The sequence below is a fragment of the Enterobacter sp. MGH 38 genome (genome assembly GCF_000492855.1).
GTDB classification, from domain to species: domain Bacteria; phylum Pseudomonadota; class Gammaproteobacteria; order Enterobacterales; family Enterobacteriaceae; genus Enterobacter; species Enterobacter hormaechei_C.
Genome location: NZ_KI535607.1, coordinates 1276189 through 1298519, shown reverse-complemented (window position 1 = coordinate 1298519; position 22331 = coordinate 1276189). Strand labels below are relative to the sequence as shown.

General features: G+C 51.5%; 26 protein-coding genes. 18 read left to right on the top strand and 8 right to left on the bottom strand.

The features are described 5' to 3' along the window. Positions 1-11 precede the first annotated feature (11 nt). Both L384_RS14790 and L384_RS14795 read left to right on the top strand, forming a co-directional pair. The gene (locus L384_RS14790; protein ID WP_023323952.1) at positions 12-2345 is read left to right on the top strand and encodes a primase-helicase zinc-binding domain-containing protein; all 2334 of its coding nucleotides are present in this window, start codon (positions 12-14) and stop codon (positions 2343-2345) included. A gap of 379 nt (positions 2346-2724) precedes the next feature. Continuing rightward, positions 2725-3423, top strand: coding sequence for a hypothetical protein (locus L384_RS14795; RefSeq protein ID WP_023323951.1), 699 nt, complete (start codon positions 2725-2727; stop codon positions 3421-3423). A gap of 150 nt (positions 3424-3573) precedes the next feature. On the opposite strand, the gene L384_RS14800 is transcribed toward L384_RS14795, so the two are convergent. Both L384_RS14800 and L384_RS21800 read right to left on the bottom strand, forming a co-directional pair. Then, positions 3574-4587 carry a DUF3800 domain-containing protein gene (locus L384_RS14800; protein ID WP_023323950.1) on the bottom strand — a complete coding sequence of 338 codons (1014 nt, stop codon included), beginning with the start codon at positions 4585-4587 and terminating at the stop codon, positions 3574-3576. A gap of 5 nt (positions 4588-4592) precedes the next feature. Then, the gene (locus tag L384_RS21800) at positions 4593-4763 is read right to left on the bottom strand and encodes a YlcI/YnfO family protein (RefSeq protein ID WP_065186978.1); all 171 of its coding nucleotides are present in this window, start codon (positions 4761-4763) and stop codon (positions 4593-4595) included. Positions 4764-4891: 128 nt separating this feature from the next. Here L384_RS21800 and L384_RS14805 point away from each other — a divergent pair, with 128 nt between their 5' ends. The 4 genes from L384_RS14805 to L384_RS14815 all read left to right on the top strand — a co-directional run bounded on the left by L384_RS14805 (position 4892) and on the right by L384_RS14815 (position 7009). Next, a complete protein-coding gene (locus tag L384_RS14805) occupies positions 4892-5188 on the top strand; it encodes a SymE family type I addiction module toxin (protein WP_023323949.1) in 297 nt (98 codons plus the stop codon). Positions 5189-5564: 376 nt separating this feature from the next. Beyond that, the gene (gene tssD, locus L384_RS14810; protein ID WP_023323948.1) at positions 5565-6050 is read left to right on the top strand and encodes a type VI secretion system tube protein TssD; all 486 of its coding nucleotides are present in this window, start codon (positions 5565-5567) and stop codon (positions 6048-6050) included. A 9-nt stretch (positions 6051-6059) separates the two neighbouring features. Beyond that, the gene (locus tag L384_RS21795; protein ID WP_023323947.1) at positions 6060-6425 is read left to right on the top strand and encodes a tlde1 domain-containing protein; all 366 of its coding nucleotides are present in this window, start codon (positions 6060-6062) and stop codon (positions 6423-6425) included. After that, complete coding sequence (locus L384_RS14815) at positions 6422-7009, top strand: hypothetical protein (RefSeq protein ID WP_023323946.1); 588 nt, start codon at positions 6422-6424, stop codon at positions 7007-7009. Before L384_RS21795 ends, L384_RS14815 begins: the two co-directional genes overlap by 4 nt. A 32-nt stretch (positions 7010-7041) precedes the next feature. Here L384_RS14815 and L384_RS14820 read toward each other — a convergent pair whose 3' ends face one another. The 4 genes from L384_RS14820 to L384_RS14835 form a co-directional block, all read right to left on the bottom strand. Then, positions 7042-7485, bottom strand: coding sequence for a GNAT family N-acetyltransferase (locus tag L384_RS14820; protein ID WP_017383639.1), 444 nt, complete (start codon positions 7483-7485; stop codon positions 7042-7044). Positions 7486-7533: 48 nt separating this feature from the next. Beyond that, on the bottom strand, positions 7534-8304 hold the full coding sequence (locus L384_RS14825) for a GlxA family transcriptional regulator (protein ID WP_263740538.1): 771 nt from the start codon (positions 8302-8304) through the stop codon (positions 7534-7536). A gap of 353 nt (positions 8305-8657) precedes the next feature. Further along, entirely contained in the window at positions 8658-9137 is a 480-nt protein-coding gene (locus L384_RS14830) for a hypothetical protein (RefSeq protein WP_017693981.1), read from the bottom strand. Between the two features lies 1 nt (position 9138). Continuing rightward, positions 9139-9927: a winged helix-turn-helix domain-containing protein gene (locus tag L384_RS14835; protein ID WP_022650133.1), complete on the bottom strand. Its 789-nt coding sequence runs from the start codon at positions 9925-9927 to the stop codon at positions 9139-9141. 834 nt (positions 9928-10761) lie between these two features. On the opposite strand from L384_RS14835, the gene L384_RS14840 reads away from it, so the two are divergent. From L384_RS14840 to L384_RS14865, 6 genes are read left to right on the top strand one after another with little or no spacing between them, the layout of a single operon-like run. Next, entirely contained in the window at positions 10762-11364 is a 603-nt protein-coding gene (locus tag L384_RS14840; RefSeq protein ID WP_022650132.1) for a helix-turn-helix domain-containing protein, read from the top strand. Between the two features lie 52 nt (positions 11365-11416). Beyond that, complete coding sequence (locus L384_RS14845; RefSeq protein WP_003860947.1) at positions 11417-12001, top strand: fimbrial protein; 585 nt, start codon at positions 11417-11419, stop codon at positions 11999-12001. Between the two features lie 53 nt (positions 12002-12054). Continuing rightward, positions 12055-12732 (top strand): fimbrial biogenesis chaperone, encoded by a 678-nt coding sequence (locus L384_RS14850; protein ID WP_023323945.1) that lies wholly within the window; start codon positions 12055-12057, stop codon positions 12730-12732. 23 nt (positions 12733-12755) lie between these two features. Next, complete coding sequence (locus L384_RS14855; RefSeq protein WP_023323944.1) at positions 12756-15281, top strand: fimbria/pilus outer membrane usher protein; 2526 nt, start codon at positions 12756-12758, stop codon at positions 15279-15281. Continuing rightward, the gene (locus L384_RS14860; RefSeq protein WP_023323943.1) at positions 15272-15790 is read left to right on the top strand and encodes a fimbrial protein; all 519 of its coding nucleotides are present in this window, start codon (positions 15272-15274) and stop codon (positions 15788-15790) included. Before L384_RS14855 ends, L384_RS14860 begins: the two co-directional genes overlap by 10 nt. Then, entirely contained in the window at positions 15790-16797 is a 1008-nt protein-coding gene (locus tag L384_RS14865) for a fimbrial protein (RefSeq protein ID WP_023315120.1), read from the top strand. Before L384_RS14860 ends, L384_RS14865 begins: the two co-directional genes overlap by 1 nt. A gap of 1 nt (position 16798) precedes the next feature. On the opposite strand, the gene L384_RS14870 is transcribed toward L384_RS14865, so the two are convergent. Next, positions 16799-17323 carry a lipocalin family protein gene (locus L384_RS14870; RefSeq protein ID WP_003860954.1) on the bottom strand — a complete coding sequence of 175 codons (525 nt, stop codon included), beginning with the start codon at positions 17321-17323 and terminating at the stop codon, positions 16799-16801. Between the two features lie 117 nt (positions 17324-17440). Between L384_RS14870 and L384_RS14875 the strand changes: the two genes are divergently transcribed. The 6 genes from L384_RS14875 to L384_RS0121000 all read left to right on the top strand — a co-directional run bounded on the left by L384_RS14875 (position 17441) and on the right by L384_RS0121000 (position 21951). Continuing rightward, positions 17441-18166 (top strand): MerR family transcriptional regulator, encoded by a 726-nt coding sequence (locus L384_RS14875; protein ID WP_023323942.1) that lies wholly within the window; start codon positions 17441-17443, stop codon positions 18164-18166. 99 nt (positions 18167-18265) lie between these two features. After that, a complete protein-coding gene (uraH, locus tag L384_RS14880) occupies positions 18266-18676 on the top strand; it encodes a hydroxyisourate hydrolase (protein ID WP_022650126.1) in 411 nt (136 codons plus the stop codon). 102 nt (positions 18677-18778) lie between these two features. Beyond that, positions 18779-19738, top strand: coding sequence for a YbgA family protein (locus tag L384_RS14885; RefSeq protein ID WP_023323941.1), 960 nt, complete (start codon positions 18779-18781; stop codon positions 19736-19738). 146 nt (positions 19739-19884) lie between these two features. Further along, complete coding sequence (locus L384_RS14890; RefSeq protein WP_006812462.1) at positions 19885-20973, top strand: AAA family ATPase; 1089 nt, start codon at positions 19885-19887, stop codon at positions 20971-20973. 175 nt (positions 20974-21148) lie between these two features. Further along, on the top strand, positions 21149-21373 hold the full coding sequence (locus L384_RS22890; protein ID WP_023323940.1) for a hypothetical protein: 225 nt from the start codon (positions 21149-21151) through the stop codon (positions 21371-21373). Next, complete coding sequence (locus L384_RS0121000) at positions 21361-21951, top strand: DUF4225 domain-containing protein (RefSeq protein ID WP_023323939.1); 591 nt, start codon at positions 21361-21363, stop codon at positions 21949-21951. Before L384_RS22890 ends, L384_RS0121000 begins: the two co-directional genes overlap by 13 nt. Here L384_RS0121000 and L384_RS14895 read toward each other — a convergent pair. After that, the gene (locus L384_RS14895; protein WP_023315117.1) at positions 21929-22258 is read right to left on the bottom strand and encodes a hypothetical protein; all 330 of its coding nucleotides are present in this window, start codon (positions 22256-22258) and stop codon (positions 21929-21931) included. The genes L384_RS0121000 and L384_RS14895 overlap by 23 nt on opposite strands. Positions 22259-22331 lie beyond the last annotated feature (73 nt).

The following is a 22331-nucleotide window of genomic DNA, read 5'->3' as shown; positions in this document are numbered from 1 at the left end:
AGAAAATAACGATGAAAATGAACGTAACAGAGACGGTAAAACAGGCGTGCGGCCACTGGCCGCGCATTCTCCCGGCGCTGGGTGTGAAGGTCATAAAAAACCGGCATCAGGCCTGTCCGGTGTGCGGCGGCTCTGACCGTTTCCGCTTTGACGATAAAGAGGGGCGCGGGACGTGGCTCTGTAATCAGTGCGGCGCGGGTGACGGGCTTAAGCTGGTTGAGAAAGTGTTCGGTATGACCGCATCAGAGGCTGCCGGGAAGGTGGACGCCGTGACCGGCAACCTGCCACCGGTTGCCCCCGAAGTGATTGCGGCCGCAGAGGCTGAAACCGAAGCAGACCGCAAAGCGGCGGCCGCGCTGGCCGTCAGACTGATGGAGAAAACCCGCACGGCCAGCGGCAACGCCTATCTGACCCGCAAGGGATTTCCCGGTCATGAATGTGTCATGCTGACGGCCACACATAAAACCGGCGGCGTGATGTTCCGCGCCGATGATGTGGTTGTCCCGCTGTATGACGATACCGGCGCACTGGTTAACCTTCAGCTTATCAGTTCTGAGGGGCTCAAACGCACCCTGAAAGGCGGGGCGGTAAAAGGAGCGAGCCATACCATCGAAGGGAAAAAACAGGCTGGAAAACGCCTGTGGATTGCAGAAGGCTATGCGACCGCACTCACCGTGCATCACCTAACCGGCGAAACCGTTATGGTGGCGCTGTCGTCCGTGAACCTCCTCTCTCTGGCGAGCCTTGCCCGTCAGAAACACCCGGCCTGTCAGATTGTCCTCGCTGCTGACCGTGACCTTAACGGCGATGGTCAGACAAAAGCCGCCGCGGCCGCAGAAACCTGTGAGGGCGTTGTTGCCCTGCCGCCGGTGTTTGGTGACTGGAATGATGCGTTTATGCAGAATGGCGGGGAGGCCACGCGAAAAGCGATTTATGACGCCATCCGGCCACCGGCACAAAGCCCGTTCGACACCATGAGCGAGGCGGAATTTACGGCCATGAGCGCCAGCGACAAGGCTCTGCGGGTGCATGAGCATTACGGCGAAGCGCTGGCCGTGGATGCGAACGGCCAGCTCCTGTCCCGCTATGAAAACGGCATCTGGAAAAATATCCCGGCAGCCACTTTTTCACGGAATGTGGCTGACTTATTCCAGCGCCTGCGCGCCCCGTTCTCATCCGGGAAAATTGCCTCGGTGGTGGAGACCCTGAAACTGATTATTCCGCAGCAGGCCGCACCGGCACGGCGTCTGATTGGTTTTCGCAACGGGGTACTCGATACCCAAAGCGGCATATTCAGTCCACATCATAAATCGCACTGGCTACGCACACTGTGCGACGTGGATTTTACCCCGCCGGTAGAAGGCGAAATGCTGGAGACTCACGCGCCGAATTTCTGGCGCTGGCTCGACCGGGCGGCCGGTAAAAATCCACAAAAGCGCGACGTGATACTCGCTGCGCTGTTTATGGTGCTGGCGAACCGTTACGACTGGCAGCTCTTTCTCGAAGTCACCGGTCCCGGCGGGAGTGGCAAAAGCATTCTCGCCGAAATCGCGACCCTGCTCGCCGGAGAGGATAACGCCACGTCAGCCGACATCGACACGCTGGAAGACCCGCGCAAGCGTGCATCCCTGATTGGCTTCTCGCTGATACGTCTGCCGGACCAGGAAAAATGGAGCGGTGACGGCGCAGGGCTGAAGGCCATCACCGGCGGCGATGCGGTCTCGGTTGACCCGAAATACCAGAACCCGTATTCAACACATATTCCGGCGGTAATTCTGGCCGTGAACAACAACCCGATGCGCTTTACCGACCGCAGCGGCGGCGTGTCCCGTCGCCGGGTGATTATTCATTTCCCGGAGCAGATTGCACCGGAAGAGCGCGACCCGCAGCTCAGGGATAAAATTGCGCGCGAGCTGGCCGTTATCGTGCGCCAGCTTATGCAGAAATTCAGCGACCCGATGACCGCGCGCGCACTGCTCCAGTTGCAGCAGAACTCCGACGAGGCACTCAATATCAAGCGCGATGCTGACCCGACGTTTGATTTTTGCGGTTATCTGGAAATGCTGCCGCAGACCAGCGGGATGTTTATGGGTAATGCCAGCATCGTCCCGCGTAATTACCGTAAGTATCTCTATCACGCGTATCTGGCCTATATGGAGGCCAACGGGTACAGAAACGTGCTCAGCCTGAAAATGTTCGGGCTGGGGCTGCCCATGATGCTGAAAGAGTACGGCCTGAATTATGAAAAGCGGCACACAAAGCAGGGGATACAGACCAACCTGTCGCTGAAAGAAGAAAGCTACGGCGACTGGCTGCCGAAATGCGATGAACCCGCAGCGACATAACCCACTCCAGACCGGCTAGAGCCGGTCTTTTTCTTTCCGGCAATTGCCATAAGGTGAACACTCCACTGTTCACCCTTCACCGTATATTCACCCCATATCATTATGAAATTATTGATAAAAAAAGAAAAGGTGAACAGTGTGAACAGTAAAACCGGAAAAAACTTTTTATCCCCCCGTGTATCGCCTGACCGGTCGCATTCAGAACGAGCAAAACAAACAAAGGTGAAGAGTCGACCGTTCACCCTTCACCAACTCATCACCACCTAACTACATGATATAAAATGATAAATAACCGAGGTGAACAGTGTGAACAGTTAAATGCAAAAAAAGTTTTTTTGCGTATGATGTCGGTATGAGGCTTCACAAGAGAATTTGAATAATGGATAAGACTAGAGACTTTATTCTTGGAGGGCTTTCTCGCTTTGGCTTAGCTGATTTGCCCGGCAGACCTTACGATTCTGCTTTTGAATTAATAGCCTCCCCACCTATACGCAAACGCCTCATTGTGATGGGCTTTAATGGTTCGTCAGCCGATTCCCATATGACCAACAGCCAGTCTATTATTCAGGATCATTCAAAGCCTCTTGTCTCGAATGTCCATTTAGGGACGCAAGGGGAATGGGGAATTACTCACCTAGCTAAGCGACTACAACAGATACCTATCAGCCTAGGTTACAGATGGGAAGACGTAGTATTTACGAATGCTCTAATGATGTGCTCAACCAATGCCTCAGAACTCAAACAAGAGGCGAGCCGGCACAAACTAACTGTCGAACAACTCGTAAAATACTCAACCAGATTTTTTGAGAATGTCACAATCCCTCTGTGTAAGCCTGAACTGATTATCGCTTATAGCAACAGTCTACAATCCCTTTCAGCAGCAAATATTTTGCTAAAATACTTCGGTGATCCAAGCACTCTCATCTATACGCAGCAGAAGGGTTATTACACAACTTTCGCTTTCTCAGCCGTACTAAATGATGTGAAAATCCCTGTAATATGTGTCCGTCATATGTCTAGATTTAAACCTTCAGAAGAGTTAATTGAAACAGCTCTAGAGACGATGAAGGAGCTTTAGCTTTATCCGTCAGATTGAACCTTACACTTGGAACAATGTGTATAGCGATGTGTATAACACAAACATCACCCTAAAATAAAATACAATAAAAACAGCAAGTTGAGACCAAACAAGAACTCCTGTGATCTTCCGCCAAATATTTTACCTACTTCAACGTATCATTCGTTTTGAGTTTTTAATTAATATTTTTACAAGCTCATCTAATTCTTTTCTTAAAGCAGCAGATTTTTCATCGAAAACAATTATGTCTATGGGCGGATTATTATATTGCTGCTGTATCATGAGACTGCCGAGTAGATTGGCTATTAAAGTATTATCTGCAAATCTCATTTTTAAAAGCTTACGCATACCAGAAGCCAAAAGATCTATAACTTGCAAACCGTCATTTTTCATTGAATCCTCATAGCTAATGTCATCCCGTAATATTTTTTGGATGTTAAAAGCGCGGCTATTAGCTAAGGATGTTTTTTTCTCGATCAGATAATTAGGTATCTCTCCTTCATTATAAATAAACTCTCTCATATATTTATAGTTAAAACCATTCACTATACCTAAAGGGTTTTCAAGGGTATACATTTGCAACAAAGCTGGTGAAAATTTTTCAAATATCAACTCATACTTAGTTTTGTGAGACGGCTGTTTTTGATCTAAACGCCATTTGAATTTTTTTAACGTCTGTGGTTGTCGTTGTGCATAGTAATTTACAGATTGGGAGATTATTGTATGCACTAATCTTATTTGGCACATCAACTGAATATAAAGTGGGAGAGATACAGACAATAATTCTTTTGCCATCAAATGTTGAGCAAGTTTTCCCTCGTGATAACGCATCTGCTCAATACTATTTACTATGGTTTTCACATGCGTATCTTTATGATTTTCGATAAAGCTTTTATTATTATAATATGAGTCTGTTACAACACAAAAAAGACTACCGTTCAGCTGCGAAATTTCTTGAAGAAACAAAATATAGTTACTTTCACTAATGTTAACTAATTTTATCTCTTGTCTGCCCAAACCATTCCTTTTTTTTAAATTATTGAGGGCATTCCTATATTTCCTTTTTTCAGTTTCCGGACAAATATAAGCAGCAACTACACTCCAAGAATTTTCTAGTTCACTTTCAGGAGTAAATGAACCTGATTCATCAATTAATATTTCCATATTTACTACTCTCTTTGGCTAGATAATAATCTTAACCTACAAGCCTCCTTCACCCATTTACTAAAATTCCCTTTCCCCGCCGCCTTCTCGATCTGCTCCAAAAGCTCATCCTCGAAACGTATGTTCTTCATCGTGCTCTTAGTGCGGTCAAAATTTGGTTTCTTTTTCTCTTGCATGGTAGGTACCACTTCGGTTAATTTATTCGCACGTGGTACCTACCACATGGATTCGGAATTTTGACAACGCCCAGCAGTGTTGGAGCACTAAAGGGCGTCTAACCTCACCAACTATCAAGGAGTTGATTATGGCTGATTCGCATTCTACCCCAGACACCGACCAATCCGGAACCGAGCGTTCGTTAATTGTGGGATACCGCCCGAATGTTTACGACAAATCTACGCCAAAAATCATCCTTTCCGGCAAGTGGCTGCGCGCGGCGGGTTTTGATACCGGACAGCAGGTCACGGTAAAGGTCATGAAAGGGTGCATCGTTCTGGTAGCGTATAACGAGCAGGAGCAAAGGATTCTGGACGATTACAAACGCACTAAAGCAAAGTTATGCCAGATCGAGAACACGCTGGCGAGCCTGCAATTATCATAACCGTTCCCGCTGTTATCAAGTTGGCTGCTGGGCATGCAGCCAACATAAAAAACAATATAGAATGCCAGATTTCTTCCATAACATCCAAAAAGCAATCGAACCCAACATGTAATGCTAACTTACAAGTTCAATATTTGATGACATTCATCATTTCAATACCTGATGCTATTTTTACTTAGCATTTATCTTACGATGGCAACGAAATCATAATTCAATGTTATAATTTTTGGAAATATATTTGAGAAACTTATACATCGCAAAGAGCAATTTTAAGTCCCACTTCCATATTTTATTTTATTTTCTATTTTGAAATGAATGTCACAATTTAAATCCATAATGAAGAGTAGTTTCCCTCAGTCTATAAAAGGAGATTGAGATGGCTATACCTGTTTACTTATGGCTTGAGGACGATGCAGGCCGGAGAATTAAAGGCTCTGTCGATGTAAAAGATCGCGAAGGCTCAATAGAAGTTATTGAATTTATGCACTCAATCGAACAACCTATTGATAAGCACTCCGGAAAAATCACTTCAAAACGTATTTGTAGCACCTATGCATTCATGAAAGAGATTGATTCCTCATCCTCATATCTATACAAGGCCTTGAGCACTGGACAAACACTAACAAGAGCAGAATTTATATTTTACAGGATCAACTATAACGGGCTCGAAGAGGCTTACTTTAAGACAACTTTAGAAAATGCAAGAGTAGTTCAAATTGAACCACTCATGTTTGACATTAAACTACCGCAAAACGAACGCTATACACATTGTGAATATGTAGATCTAACATATGAAAAAATAACATGGCATTACATAGATGGAAACATCATTCATTCTGATACCTGGAAGGAACGCGCTTAAGGAGAAAGTATGTCCTGGGAATATAATGTAAAAGAGCACAAATTTTATCTTGATGGTGTTTATCAGTTCGATGCAGATTATGCAGGAGCAAGTGGTTACAAAAACGATCCATCTCAAGAATGTGTAAAAAACAGTGGGCTTCTACCTCGAGGGAAATACACAATTGGTTCCCCTCATAATTCTGCCCACACAGGAAAATATACCCTCAGCCTCACGCCCTACTCGACAAATGATATGTGTGGCAGAGACTCATTTAAAATTCATGGCAAAAGCAGTTTGCACCCTGATGACTCTTCAGACGGCTGCATTATTGCTCCTTTGAGTGCGAGAAGAAGCATCTGGAAAAGCAACGATACGGTGTTGATTGTCAAATGAAGCGTTTAATTTGTTCATTGCCATTACTCGTTGCAGTCAGTTTGCACGTCTCAGCATCTGAAATGACCGGCTTCGCAACACAGTATTACGATGAAGACGGCTCGCTGACGGAAATTTCAACCATAGTGCCCCTTTCCCCGACCATCACGATCGGCAAGAAAACGGTTCAGATGGAAGTTACTCATCTGTCTCAGATTTTCAGTACATACGTGGAGAAAGACAGCTCCGCGCACTGGATCTGCCTTCATGACGACGATGGCACCAATTATTGGTTCATTTCAGATAACGAAATGGGTGCAGGGCTGTTAACTGCGCTAGCCATATCCAGGGATGGCATCCATAAAGAGTGTGTGAATACAACGGAACGAGTCAGTGTCTCAGTCTCTGGCGTTCCATTGTTAAATGCCACTCACGGGGATTTAGTTGAATTGTTCGGCAAAAAAACAATCGGCAACAGAAAAAAGATCCTGCTTTATCAGGAGACACCTGTACAGGATGGATTTGTTCAGAACAATACCGTCTCTTATTACTTTGATGGCGAAAAATTGCGCGGCGTAATTATCGGGCAAATAACCAGTAACTAGCTTGCAGGCTCCCTCTTTTACAGAAGAGGGCGTTAAGCCTGTCCACTCAACCGCATATGCAACAGCGGAAACGGATTCCCCTGCCCGTCCAGTTCCGAACGCCCGACCTGCTCAAACCCCATATGGCGATAAAACGCCACCCCCTGCGGATTCTGCTCGTTCACATCCACTTCATTTACGCCGAATTCTGCAATGGCATATTGCAGCAGCATTTTCCCGATACCCTTCCCCCGGCTCGCATCATCCACAAACAGCATTTCAATGCGATTTTTATCCACGCCCAAAAAGCCGTGAATAATACCCACGTCATCCCGGGCAATCACAACCCTGAGATTAGGCAAATATGCGTTGAGCAATAACGGACGCAGCGCCGCGATATCGCTTTCCTGCAAAAAGCGGTGCGTGGCGCGTACGGACGACTCCCAGACTGCGACGAGGCGTTCAAATTGCGAGGGGTGTGCGGCTTCTATTTTCATGGTGATATTCCGGTTGAGTAAAGTTTCAGGGCAGCAATGTAATGATATTCAGCTCTGCGACGTGCGCCACACCCCAGGCGTACAACCATACTCCGTCTGGAAATGACGAATAAAGTGCGCGCAGTCGCTGAATCCCATCCGCTGCGCAATATCCGTCACGCTTTGCTGCGAGTTCTTCAGCAGCCAGCAAGCATAGCGCAGCCTGGCGCTGCGGATAAATTCGCGGGCCGTTTTGCCGAATTCTGCGTGGAACAGGCGGTTGAGCTGGCGTTCACTCAATGCCACTTCTCGCGCAAGCCCGGCGGTGGTGAGCGGCCGGGTCAGGAACTGTTCAATCAGCATGACGGCGCGGCGCAACCGCGAGTCAGGGATAAGCGCAAGATTCGCCGGACGTGGGGTGGCAATTTCATGCGGAACGAGCGACAAACGCTGGCAGGTGGTGCTGGCGATATCATCCCCGGCATGGGCGCGGATAAGCTCAGTTGCCAGCGTCAGGGTGGAAATACCGCCCGGGCAGGTCAGCACATCGCCATCGTCGATGAAATCATACCCTTGCTCAGCATAAACCAGCGGGAAAGCCTGCCGAAATGCATCAAGGTGGAAAGGATGGATGGAGGCTCGTCGTTCATTCAGCAATCCTTCCTGTGCGAGGACAAAACTGCCGGTGCCAATGCCAATGAGCGGAACTCCGGCATGGTGGGCATGTGCCAGATACGCTTTATCCCCCTGATACCCTAAGTCCAGATACTGCAATTCACCGCCGATAACAGCAAGGTAGTTAAAACTGTCCGGCGGCGCATGGGTGGAATCCGGTCTCATGATAATCCCCGCATTGCTGATAATCGGGATATCAGGAAATTCACTTATCAGGCTGATTTTAAATGCTAATTTATCCTGAGCTTTCGCTGCATAACGCAGCGCCTCCAGCAATCCGGAGACGGCCAGGAGTGAATAACGGGGCCATAATATCAACCCAATATGCAGACACTTTTCCGGTACTGATTTCCCCCCATCGGAGGAGTCAAATACACTTTTCATTTACTTGCCAAATTTAAAATTAATTACATTATCGCAACATGATCTGTCGCACTTTATATTTCTAAGATAATCCTGATATTTTAAATCAAGCATAAATGAGAAGGGAGGAAAATATAATGTTTTTCTCGTTTATATCATTCTTTTTTTGAACCACGACACACATATGTCGGTAATGTTCCTAAGGTAAAGATATAGTTACCATTATGTTGTTCATTGATCCGCATATAAATACTCTTGCCCGGATAGACAAAAAATTGCGGTTCATATTTTTCCAGCCAGCTGTCGTCAACATTATCGTCCGGGAACGTCATATTTTTTTCTGACGTCAGCAAATAGAGATGATCTTGCCTCTCCACCCGAAAGGAAATTTTCCTGTCGATGGTTTTACCCGGATCGCTCTTTGCCCGGCCATTCATGCTCAGGGTGCCGAATTTCCCGTCGAAGGTGTAATTCAGCCAGACCGTCAGCGTCTCATCCGGATGGTGCTGGACCAGATTAGCCTGGCATGAAAAAGGCTGAACGTAAGTTCGGTGCCACAGGTAATAGCCCGTCAGCACGCCTGCGGTGACGAGGCCCGTCACGATGATATACAGCATCTGCCGAAAACGAGTCATGCTAGCTATCCTTCAGGAAATAATCAGATATACAGCGGTTCGGTTCTTTCATTGGCCGGTCGCAGCGAATAACCGACGCACGAGGAAGCAGAGCGTACCAGCTGATGTAAACCCAGGGATATTGCGCGCATTCAGCCTTGAATTGTTCCACATAGGTCAGCGCGGAAGCGCGTTCAGCGTGAGTCTGAATGTCGTTCGCAAGATAAACGCGACAGGCTCCGACGGATGCCGCAAAACGGTAATCCTCAACAAAACGGTTTTCTGTGGCGTTCATATATCCCGTCACGCCTGCCCCGGCCAGGACGATCAATAGCCCCATGACAACAGCCAGCCAGCGCGTGGGCTTCCTGGCAACGGGCGTTGCTGGCGCGGAGGATGCAGAAACCTCCTCGATCGCTGGCGCCTCCACACATTGTTCCTCTGCGGGTTGAGGCGCGACAGGTGAAGACTCTCTGACGGTTATTTGCGTGTCGCTTGCCAGCGTCAACCCAATCCGCGGAATGGTAACGATAGGGTCAGTTTCAAAACCAATCTTTTTGAGCCCTTTGCGCAGGATGGAGATGTTCTGGTAATAGGTATTGGAGGAGACAAGCATGCCGCGGCTTTGCCAGACAATATCAAGGAACTCTTGCTGAGTGACAATCGACCCCGCTCTGTCGATTAATAACAACAGGCATCGGCCTGCTGGCGAATTTAACACAACCACACGGTCAGGATTGTTGATATCACGTAACGTGCTGGCCGCAGGATGAAATTCGACGATATTATTTATAATGTAATGCTTATGCATAGGGGCAGTATGAATTCTCCGGTTAACAGATGTTGAACCTGGGTCACCGCATGTATGGGATGACATTCACGTCGGGATTAATGTGACTGATTAACGGCATGCTGTATATCTTCGCCATTGGCGAAAAATCTTAATTTATATTTCATCCCTTAAGCTTCACTGAACCTGCATAAGAACTCAACCCTTGTAGAATGCGGCTTGCAGAGCCACTTCATCCGCGATCATCCTCATTATGATGTTTTGTGAAGTGAATTTCCGCTCCACAGAAGTATCTCACTACCGGCAGCATCTCATTTATCAGAGCCTCACCTTTTGGCGCACTCCTCGCCTCTTGACATTGACAAATACCTACATAAAAAAACATTGTACGCCACGGACATGCGTGTCTGAAATATTCAGCACCCTTAAGCCTTAACTTTTCTAAACCAGAACAATATCAATAACTTATATGGTTTTTGTATGCTTTTCAGCCACCTTTCTATCAGTTTTTATCGATGATAACATTCGTAAATTGTTATTCCCCGTCAGCAACTTCACACCCGCACTGACACCAGACGACAAACTCCTTACAAAACATTTATCAAAGCTAAATTTTCATTAAAAATAGAAGCTATCATAATTTACAGAAAGCGAAGCGGAATAAGACCAATCAGAGGGAAGCGTCGTAACCGGTCTCGATCTTAGTAATTAATACAATTTTAGATTAATTCAGATTACCTCTTTATTGGCCGACGTATAGTAGGCCTACACTATGCAATACGTCATTGCTTCGAGAATACTGGCGATAACCTTATAAATAATTCGCCTGATTACTATTATAAATCGAGGATTAACATGACGAACAATAGCCAAATAACACAGCATATAACTGTTGCACTGATGGGCGGCGATCATTATGCAAGAAACGGCATTAAAACATTATTAAGCAGCATCCGCGACGACCTTCACATCATTATCATCGAAGGAGGTTATCAGGAACTGGATAAGGCGCTGTCGTCGATTCGTGTCGATATCTTATTTATATCCGGCGCAGAGAAATACCATACAGGGTATGACTCACTGAAATATTTAAAAAAAATCAAAGCCACGCACCCTGAAGTGATGATCTGCCTGTACTCAACCTCTGCCCATTCCCTGTTATGGGTCCGGGAAGATATTGATGCCTATATCTCGCTACAGAACACGGTTTATCAGTGGCGGATAAAGCTAGCAAAAATGGTCGATAGCCATTATCGGCCCCAAAAGCAGCCAGCGGCGTTATCGCTGACGCCTGGAGAAAGGAGGGTATTAAAGGAACTCAGGAACGGACTGGATATACGTTACATCGCAGAACTGGAGAAACTTTCTTATCGCCGCGTGAGCGCCTTAAAAAGCTCAGCGATAAGGAAACTCGGGCTCAGGAATAAGACAGATTTGCTGGTCTTTTTAACCAGTTAGACCTGCCGCTTTCAGAGCAAATCTCGTAATAAAAAAACCAAGGAACTATGAAATGAAAGCACGCCTTACTTGCCATTCTCTGCTGGCATTAAGCATTGCCGCCCTGCTGCCAGCGGGCTCAGCACTGGCCGCCGCCACCAGCGGCGGCACGGTTAACTTCAGCGGTAAAGTGGTGACCTCCGCCTGTGCCATCAGCGCCGGTAGCGCCAATATCGACGTCGACATGGGGGAAGTGCGTACCGCCACGCTGGCTGCCGCAGGCAGTGAAGCCAGTACCGCAAAAGCCTTCTCCATCACCCTGGAGGATTGCGAAATCGCCGATACCTCCGCGTCCACGGAAAATAACCCCATCGCCGCAACGACCGTGGCTATCACCTTCACCGGTACGCCGGACAGTACCGATGTGAATAGCCTGGCCGCGGGAGTAAACGGCGGCGCGGGCTCGGCGCAGCATGTCGCTATCCGTCTTTATGACGAACAGGGCAACGTCGTCAGGCTGGGTGAGCCGGCAGCAGCGATCCCCCTGCGTGCGGGGGCGAACACCCTGAACTTCAGCGCGAAATATTACTCCCCACTGGGCAACGCCACGGCGGGTGATGCCAGCGCGGTCGCCACCTACACCGTGACCTATTCGTAATCTTCAGGCCCGGTCTGCTGGCCGGGTCTGACTCAGCTTTCAGGAGACGCACAATGCGCGTAAACACATGGATTTGTCTGGCTGGCACGTTATGTTCATCCGCCGTGTATGCAGGCGGCGTGGGGTTAGGCGCAACGCGGCTGGTCTACGCAGGCGCGGCTACGCAGACGATGATGCAGGTAAGAAATACCCACCCTGATGCCACGTTCCTGATCCAGTCATGGATGGAAGACGAGAAAGGGAGCCGTACCAACGACTTCGTCATCACGCCGCCGCTGTACGTCATGAAGCCCGCCAGCGAAAGCGCGGTGAAAATCATGTTCAGCGGTGACGCCCTGCCAGCCGATCGCGAGACGCTGTACTGGATGACGGTCAAAGCTATCCCACAGCAGGTTAAAAACGGTTCCGGCAATTCGCTGCAATTCGCCTCTGCCAACCGCATCAAGGTCTTTTATCGCCCGGAGCGGCTCAGGGAAGGTGCAGGGGAGGCATGGAAAAACCTTGCCGGCGCCTACCGCGCGGGCAAGGTCACGCTGACCAACCCAACGCCGTATTACCTCACCACCATTAACGTGAAAATTGATGGCAGGCCGGTATCGCCCGTCATGGTACCGCCGAAAGCCAGCGTGACGCTGGCAGACACCTTCAGCCATGCGAGCAGCATGAGCTACCAGACGATTAACGATTATGGGGCCTGGACGCCCGTCACCCGCACGTCATTGTCCCAATAATAAAAACAGTAAGGCGTGACCACATGAAAATTAAAATCCTGTGCGCCACGGCGATCGCCCTGGTGATTCGGCAAGCCGTGGCTGCCGAAAGCGAGCTGCAATTTAATCCTGCGTTTCTCAACGGCGAGCGCGCCAACAGCGCCGATCTCGCCTGGGTCAACGCCGGGAGCGCGTTGCCGCCGGGCGAGTACAATCTTAACGTGTATATCAACACCCAGTTCGCGTTCACAGGTAACGTCACGTTTCGCGTCGCTGAAAGCACCGCCGGTGAAGCCCTGCCGTGCCTTACGCCTGCACAATTCGCCGCACTTGGCATCGACAGCCGTCAGGCTAAAGGGGGTGAGCTGCCGCCTGCGCAGCGCTGCATTTTTTTAACCCAGTCATTCGCCGATACCCGGTTTGATTTTGACCAGAGGACGCTTACCCTCAACTTCACCGTACCGCAAAGCGCGATGCGCGCTCTGCCGCGCGGATACGTCAGCCCGGAGAGCTGGGAGTCCGGCATCCCTGCCGCGTGGCTGAACTATGTGGTCAATGGCGCGAATAATGACTACCGGGGCGAGACGCGCACGCGGGAACAACAGCTGTTTGTGAGCCTGAACAGCGGCGCCAACCTGGGCGCATGGCGGCTGCGTGATTTCACCACGTGGACCAAAGAGAGTAACGAGCTCACCCACGTCCAGACCTGGCTACAGCGGGATATCCGCGCCCTGCGTGCCCAGGTTTATGCCGGTGAAACGTTCACCTCCTCGCAGGTGTTTGACGCCGTTGGCCTGCGTGGGGTTGCCCTGAAGACCGATGACAATATGTTGCCCGCCAGCCTGAGCGGTTACGCGCCCGAAGTGCGCGGCATCGCGCGCAGCAATGCCACGGTGACGGTTCGCCAGAACGGTAACGTCATCTATCAAACCTCCGTTCCGCCGGGGGCGTTTGTGCTGAAAGATCTCTATCCGACCTCTTCCGGCGGCGATCTCGCGGTCACCATTCAGGAGAGCGACGGTAGCCAGACGCAATACACCCTGCCCTTTGCCAGCGTGCCGAATCTGGTGCGTAACGGTCAGGTCAAATATGCTCTGGGTGCGGGGAAATACCGCCCTGCGGGCAATCAGATCTCGCCCTCCTTCGCGCAGGGCGAGCTGTTCCTGGGCTGGCGATACGGCCTCACGTTTTATGGCGGGGCGCAGTTTTCCGATCGCTACACCGGCCTGGCCTTCGGGATCGGGCAGAATCTCGGCCACTTTGGCGCCTACTCTCTCGACCTCACCCATGCCCGCAGCCAGCTGGCTGATAACCAGCACTACACCGGTGATTCGGTGCGCTTGCGGTACAGCAAGCTGCTGAACGATATCGGTACGCGAGTCAATTTCTTCTCGCTGCGTTACTCAACGGCAGGGTTTTATACTCTCAGCGATACCACTTACAAAGGCATGGCGGGCGGAGCGCCAGAACAGACCGTGGAAGACGATGGCACCGTCACCACTCACTACGACACGGTTTACAACCTGCATATGTCGCGTAAGGCAAAAAATCAGCTGCTGTTGTCGCAGCCGATGGGCGAATACGGCGCGCTGTCGCTGTCCTGGGATCAACAAACCTACTGGAATACGTCAAAAACCACGCAAAGTTTGCAGTTCGCGTGGAACGCGACGTTTCGTAACCTGTCGCTTGGCATCAGCGCCCAGCGTAGCTCTGGCCTGTACGACAACAAGAAAGACAATATCCTCGCGTTGTCCCTGTCGGTGCCGCTGGGTAACCCGGCGCTGTCGACCCGTCTCCGTTTTACCGCTACCCATGCGGATCCCGCTGGCACCACCGCCAGTACCGGTGTCAGTGGTTATCTGCCGGGGCAGGAGAATCTTTTCTATAGCGTCAACCAGCGCTACAGCGCGCAGCAGCACTACGGCGGCGATGCCGCGCTGCAATACGAGGGCGCGTGGGGAGACTATAACCTGGGCTACAGCTACGCCGGTGACTCCCGCAACCTCAGCTACGGGATGAGCGGCGGAGCGGTGCTGCATGAGGATGGTCTGACGCTGAGCCAGCCGCTCGGGAACACCAATATTCTGGTGAAAGCCCCGGGCGCCAGCCATGTCGCCGTGCTCAACCACAAGGGCATCAAAACCGACAGCCGGGGCTATGCGGTGATCCCGTACGCCACGCCGTATCGCGTTAATCAGGTTGCGCTGGATGTCACCACTGTGGGCAATGACGTGGAACTTGAGAACGCCATCGCCAATAAAATTCCCACCGACGGGGCACTGGTTCGCGCCACCCTCACCACGCGTCAGGGAGCAAAAGCGATGTTTATCGTACGTCACGCTAAAGACGTGCTCCCCTTCGGCACGCTGGTCTCGTCAGAGGATGACAAAGCCAGCGGTATCGTCGGCGACGGCGGCAGCGTGTATCTGACCGGCCTGTCAGCGCAGGGAACCTTGCATGCCGTATGGGGACGCGACAGCGCCCAGCGCTGCACGATCCGCTATGCGTTGAACCCGCAGAATTATCACGCCCGCACCGGGCTTTATTCCCAGGAGGCCATATGTCAGTAACCGTCCGTTTCCTCCCCCTGATCCTGCTGATGGTCATCACCGTCCCCGCGCGCGGCTATGACGTGCTGGTTTCCGTGACCGGCAACGTGATCGGCAATACCTGCATTGTCTCGGAAGATTCGAAGGAGCAAAACGTGCCGCTGGGCACCCTCGGCGTGAAGCAATTTAGCGAGGCGGGGGCGGTCAGCAATATCAAAACGCCCTTCACGCTCACCCTTGAAGCGTGCGGCCCCACCTTTGCTGGCGTGAAAATCCGCTTCAGCGGTACGCCGGATGACGAAAACCCGCAGCTTCTGAAAGTCGCTGACGGTGGCGCGACCGGCGTGGCAGTGCAGATTCTGGATAAAGACAGCGTACTTATCCCGCTGGACACCCAAACCGCTGCTTACGGCGCGGCGGGGGATGACAGCGTAAAAATGACCTTCTATGCGCGACTGACCGCCACGGGTGCGCCGGTCAATGCCGGAGACGTTTCGGCAGTGGCGACCTGGACGACGGAGTATCAATAATGCGTTTACTGTTTTTAGCCCTGTTTTTTATGTCCTCTCAGGCACTTGCCCTCTCCTGGACATCGGATATCACCCTTTCGCCAACACCCATGTCATGGTCCGGCCCGGCAGACTCCATCGTGCCTGGAAAGACGATCGGCTCTGAATGGAGCGCCTCTGCGAGCGTCTCGGAAGTGTTCTGGTGCGGCCTGGTATTTACCTGCTCCAAAGGGACGCTGGAGCCGAGCAGCAGTATAACCGCCACCGGCATCACGGTTATTCTTGATGGCGCAAATTACATGGTATTTGAAACGGGCGTGCCCGGCATCGGCTTCATTCTTGGGCTCAAAGATTATAACGGCACCACCTATGTGCCGATGCAGACGGGCATTACGCAGAGCTATCCGGCCGATGGGACTAACGGTTACGCCACCGCACTGGGCTGGTCAGCAAAAGTGACGTTTATCAAGACCGGCGTTCCGCTGAAATCCGGCGTATACCAGACCCCGACCATTAACGCGGCGATCCTGACGGCCTATAACAACGAAGTGAAAACCGCGCAGGTGATCATCAACCCCACCACCATCACGGTGACGGCAAGCGGCTGCACGGTAGGCACAAAAAGCGCCAACGTCGACCTGGGCACCATTGATGTTCACACGCTGCCCAGCGTAGGCAGCACCTCGCCGTCGGGGGAGTTTAACGTCAGCCTGACCTGCGATGAGAACGTGGCGGTTAACGCAGTGATGACCGATCAAACCACACCGTCAAATACCTCGTCGGTCGTGACGCTGACCGGGGACTCCACGGCCTCCGGCATTGGCGTACAGTTTTTCTATAACGGTACCGGGCCGCTGATGATGGGGCCAGACAGCTCGGCCGCAGGCACGACGGGACAGTTTTTCATCCAGACCACCAGCGCAGCACAAACGCTATCCCTGCCGTTCCAGGCGCAGTACATCCGAACCGGAGACCTGGTCCCCGGCTCGGCCAATGCCCTGGCAAGCATCACCTTTTCGTATCAGTAGGTTAGTGCTTCACCCACACCAGCTGATCGACCCGGAAGCCCAGACCGCGTGCGGTGTTCAGGTAGTCCTGTTTTACCGCATCCGGAATGGTCGGGGTGCGCGATAAAATCCACAGGTAGTCACGGTTCGGGCCGCTGACCAGCGCGTACTGGTACTTATCGTCCAGCTTGATCACGTTATATCCGCCGTAGAACGGGCCGAAGAACGATACCTTCAGCGCAGCCGTAGTCGGTTCGCCGGTAAAGTACGCCTTTCCTTCGCTCTCATTCCATTTGTTCTTCACCGGATCATAGCCGCGGTTCAGTACGCTGATACCGCCATCGCTGCGCTTGCCGTACGTCGCGGTGACCTGTTCCAGACCGCGCTCAAAGCGGTTTTCCAGTCGGGCGACTTCATACCATTTGCCGAGATAGCGGCTGGCATCAAAGCCGGTAATGGGCTGCACGCCTTTCGGCGGCGTGGGAGATTTACAGGCAACCAGAGTCAGCGCAATGGCGACACCGGTAACTACAGGCCATAGCCTCATGAGAACTCCTTTCATTTACGCGGTTGGAAGTTAAGTGTAGCGCACCCGTGCGGCGCTTCATCCCGTCGGAGAATATTCGTAGTATATTGAGACAACTCCTTCTCTTCGGATGCAGACATGGCTTACTCCATCGGCGAATTCGCCAGACTCAGCGGCATCACCGCCACCACGCTGCGGGCGTGGCAGCGACGCTATGGCTTGCTCAAACCCGAGCGTACGGACGGCGGTCACCGCCTGTACAGCGATGAGGACGTTCAGCAGGCGCTGAAAATCCTCGACTGGGTAAAAAAAGGCGTACCTATCGGTCAGGTTAAATCACTGCTGGAACGCCCTGTGCCGCGCCGCGCCAATAACTGGCAAACCCTGCAACAGGCCATGATGCAAAAGTTGCAGGAGGGGAAAATTGAATCCCTGCGTCAGATGATTTACGACGCCGGACGCGAATACCCAAGGCCAGAGCTGGTCACTAACGTGCTGCGTCCGTTGCGCAGCCAGATATCGGCCAACGTCGCCGCCGCCATGACGCTGCGTGAGATCCTCGACGGCATCCTCATCGCCTATACCTCGTTTTGCCTTGAGGGCGATAAAAAAGCGCCGGGCGATAACGTTCTCATCAGCGGCTGGTACCTCAACGACCCGTGTGAAATCTGGCTCGAAGCGTTAACGCGCACCGGCCAGGGCCACCGCATCGACATTCTGCCGGTTCCCCCTGCCGCGCTGGCCCCGGAAATTTTCCCGGATCGCAAATGGCTGCTGGTCACCAGCGGCAAACTCACCGCCGCGCGGAAAAAGCAGGTTGCGCAGTGGCAGCAGCAGGTTTCCCTTGAGGTAATTATCCTCTGATTATTTTCTGCTGTGGCAATCTTCACGAAAAGTTGAATATTTTTTCGCGCAGCGAGTGCTAACGTTTTCCTGTCACCGACAACTCAACAGGAAAACACGATGAAAAAGACACTCCCTCTGATGATGCTGGCTGCCATGGCTTTCGCGCCTGCCGCATTCAGCGCCCCGGCAGGCACCCTGAGCGTCCACGTTCTGGACCAGCAAACCGGTATGCCGCCAGCGGATGTGACCGTTACGCTGGAGAAGCAGGAGCAGGACAAGTGGACCCCGATTGCCAGCGGTAAAACCGACCACGACGGGCGCATTAAATCGCTTTATCCGCAGGATCAGGATATGGCACCTGGCGTGTATAAAGTGACCTTCAAAACCGCCGATTACTTCCACGGCAAAAAGCTGGACTCCTTCTTCCCGGAAGTGCCGGTGCTGTTCACCGTCACCCGCACCAATGAAAAACTGCACATCCCGCTTCTGCTCAGCCAGTACGGTTACTCAACCTACAAGGGCAGCTGATTGCTCTTGATTTTAAAGACGATTAAAAAATAATCCCGCCAATACTTGGACAAACTCGCATTGTTGTGTAACTTTTAGATATGAGATCGGGAGGTGCACACCATGACAACAAAACCTGTGCTGGGTATTAGCGGATGTTTGACCGGTTCCGCCGTTCGCTTTGACGGCGGGCATAAGCGTATGGGCTTTGTGATGGATGAGCTGGCGCAGTGGGTCGCTTTCCGCCCGGTATGCCCTGAAATGGCTATCGGCCTGCCCACGCCTCGTCCGGCGCTGCGCCTGGTGATGACCACCGGCGGCGAGACAGAAATGCGGTTCAGCAAAGCGCCCCACGATGACGTCACGCACAAGATGGCCGCATTTACGGCAGATTATCTGCCGAAAAACGGCGATCTGTCGGGGTTTATCGTCTGTGCAAAATCCCCCAGCTGCGGCATGGAGCGCGTGCGGCTGTACGACGAAAACGGCAACCGGGGCCGCAAGGAGGGTGTCGGGCTGTTCACCGCCGCCCTCCTTGAAACTTTCCCCTGGCTGCCCGTCGAAGAAGACGGTCGCCTGCACGATCCGGTACTGCGGGAAAACTTTGTTGAGCGCGTTTTTGCCCTCCACGAACTGAACGTAATGCGTAAAAATGGCCTGACGCGCCGTGCTCTGCTGGACTTTCACAGCCGCTATAAGCTTCAGCTTCTGGCGCACCATCAGGCAGGCTACCGTGAAATTGGCCCGTTCGTGGCATCACTGCACGAGTGGGACGATCTGGACGCGTTTTTCGTGGCCTATCGCGACAAACTGATGACCATCCTGAAAAAACCCGCTTCGCGGAAGAATCACACTAACGTGCTGATGCACATTCAGGGCTATTTCCGTAACCAGCTGAACAGCCGCCAGCGCGGAGAACTGCGTGATGTGATCCTGCATTACCGGGACGGACTGCTGCCGATCCTCGCGCCGCTGACGCTGCTTAAGCATTATCTGGCTGAATACCCTGACCGGTATCTGATGACGCAAAACTACTTTGATCCCTATCCTGATGATTTGGGTCTGCGTCTGGCCGTTACCTGATAAGAAAGAAGCGAAGGCCCCATTGACCCACAGAGGCCCAAAGCTGTACCCCGTTTAGACGACACCCTCACTGTCGTCTTTTTTTTGCGCTCAGCGTAAAATACTGTAATTCTGTACAGGTTAAGCGTGCACAGCGGAGTAACCCGATGATCAAAAATCTGCATATTCAAAACTACCGCTCAATTCGCGATATGTCGCTTGAGCTGGAACAGCTCAATATCGTGTTCGGCCCCAACGGCACCGGAAAATCCAATATTTATAAGGCGATTTACCTGATGCACAGCGCGGCGCAGGGGCAATTCTCCCAGGCGCTGGCAAACGAGGGGGGCATTTTGAAAGTGTTCTGGGCGGGCAAAACCCGCAGCGACCAGCTGCGGCGCATGAACCTGGCGGTGGAAACGGAAACCTATGAATATGAGCTTCAGGTCGGGTTCGTGGAAAAGCTGCCCTACCCCTCACAGTTTCAGCTCGATCCGGTGATCAAAGAGGAATCTATCTGGCTGAGCGGCCAGCACCGTCGTCCGTCGTCACAGCTGATGAAGCGTAAGAACCAGGCCGTATTCCTGAACAACGTACATCACGAAAAAGTGACCCACAGCGGTACGCTGTATGAGAACGAGTCGGTGTTCGGGCAGCTCGGCGAACCGCACCTCTACCCCGAAGTGTCGCAGATGCGCGAGTCCCTGCGTAACTGGCGATTTTATCATGAGTTTTCCGTCTCATCCGGCTCGGCGATCCGCGCGCCGCAGGTGGGTTTCCGCTCCCCGGTGCTGGCCAGCGACGGCGCGAACCTGGCCGCCGCGTTTCAGACCATTGTCGAAATTGGCGACGAGCTGCTGCTGATGCGCATTCTCGACCAGGCCTTCCCCGGCTGTGTGTTTTACAGCGACAACACCGGCGGGCGCTTCCGCATGATGATGCAGCGCGAGGGGCTGAGCAGACCGCTGGAACCGGCAGAGTTCTCCGACGGCACGCTGCGTTTTTTATGCCTGGCGGTGGCGCTGTTAAGCCCGCGCCCTCCCGCATTTATCGCCCTCAACGAACCGGAAAACAGCCTGCATCCGCAGATGCTGCCCGCCCTGGCAAGCCTCATTGCCGAGGCCAGCCGCTATTCGCAGATCTGGCTCACCAGCCATTCGCCGGAGCTGGCGCATTTGATTGAGAAGCACCGATCGTTTTCGCTGTATCAGCTGTCGATGGCGGAGGGGGAGACACGGATGGAGCGGCTGGGGTAATGCACTTCTTTTATGCTGTCACCACTTTCAAGGTCGCCATCAACGACGAAGATGATTTCCGTCGGTATATACCTTCGGCGAATTCTGCGCTCGCGACAGATTATCCAATTTATTGTTGCCAGTTTCTGATGCCAGGATAATCTGTAAACGTTGGTTATCAGATGAGAAAATTAAAATGGATATTGTACTTTTCCCTGGTCAGAACGCCCGCGCATGGGCTGAAACAATGATAAATCTTGAAGCCCGCAAGCTCATCAATACTGCGAATATTGTCGGAGGGCAACATCTCAGCGACGGACTCGCACGGATTAAATTTATGGATGATATTCGGCAGTTTGTGATGCAACAATTTAGTGCTACCCGGCAGCCAGAAGTGATGAGGAGTGCATGGAATGCCTGAAAAACATCCGGGCTGAGAACGAAAGTCTTCTTGAGCAAAGCAGAATGCTTCGCTCCCGTACAGCTCAGCTTTTTGCTCAGATTGAACTGGTTAAAGAAAATAACAAAGTCGTCGGTTACGTTATCTCATCGATTAAGGTTGTGCTTTCAGGGTTACAGATTGTTGCAGGTGTTGGTGCAATGATGACAATGAATCCAGTGGGTGCGCTTGCAGGAGCGATTCTGGTTATGGATGGTGCAAATGCCATTTCAAAAGAAATTAACAGAACGCTTCAACATCAACCAAACTCCGAAGGTATGCTGGCAGATGGCGTCATGGATATCGCTCAGTTTATGGGATTTAAACGTGAATCAGCACTTGGGGTATTCAATAGCGTAAGCCTGGCAGCAAGCGTCTATACGGTATTTGGCGCCATCCGGAAACCCGAATCATGGCGTCTGTTTCGTTATCTCCCGCTGGATTTCTACCGCAAAGTCGACGGAATGAATCGCGCAGCGCTCACTATGAAAATTGTCGGCTGGGGTGTCTCTGCAAAAGTCTCGTTTGATTTAATTTCTAATGCGTCTGGACAGAACTAATGTATTTCTTTCTGAAGCGCCAGGCTTTGTAGGTAATGATCGGGGGTTGAAAAAACCAGGCAATAATCAATACGATGAAAAGAGAAATGCCACCGGAAACAATATTATAATGTTCAGCGAAAAAAAGAAGCGCCAGGAAAATCAGGGCCACAGTCGCAGTAATACACAGAACCATGATAAATCGCTTACCTAACTCAAGCACTACCTCGAGCAGGGATGAACCATAACGGCTAATGTTTCGGTTCAGATACGCTAATTCTTTTACGGTGAAACCTGATTCAAGTAACTGCGTTTCAATATTGTTCATGCCACTACCTTTTCTTCTGGAAAGTAACGTGGATTATCTTAACCGGAAGAGAAGTGCTTGTAACCCGTCTGAT